The sequence below is a fragment of the Pseudoalteromonas sp. S2755 genome, from assembly GCF_005886535.1.
Taxonomy (GTDB): domain Bacteria; phylum Pseudomonadota; class Gammaproteobacteria; order Enterobacterales; family Alteromonadaceae; genus Pseudoalteromonas.
In genome coordinates, this window is sequence record NZ_PNDS01000278.1 from 1 (window position 1) to 365 (window position 365).

A 365-nucleotide genomic window follows, 5' to 3' on the forward strand; every position below is an offset into this window, starting at 1 on the left:
AGCTTTGGCAGGTTGGTTGGGCTGTTGCGGCTTTTTCTGTGCGGCTAGTACCACGTCATGATGGATTTTAGCAAAGTAAGGGGCGATCAGAAATGCTTCTAGCGCAAGCACGCTGCTGGACAAAAGCAGCGCGAAGACGAGTTTATCTCGCCAGAGGTTTTTAACCTCAGTAACAAAAATTAAGCGTTACATCTTTGCTCCTCCACGCGCAGCTTTTTAATCCCGAAGAAACTCAAGAACACCAGAGCAATCAACCAAAAGCGCAGGCTAACCCGGCTAATAACGTAATGCGGCAGGTAACGAACGAACTTGGGGGTTTGGATTGCTTGCTTTTGGTTCTGCTGCGGAATATCCTTGCGCGCGGG

Annotated in this window: 1 pseudogene; it reads right to left on the reverse strand. The window is 49.3% G+C overall.

What is annotated here, in order from left to right:
• Positions 1 to 179: 179 nt before the first annotated feature.
• Positions 180 to 365, reverse strand: a pseudogene (locus tag CWC03_RS23605) (DUF3526 domain-containing protein); the annotation flags it as partial.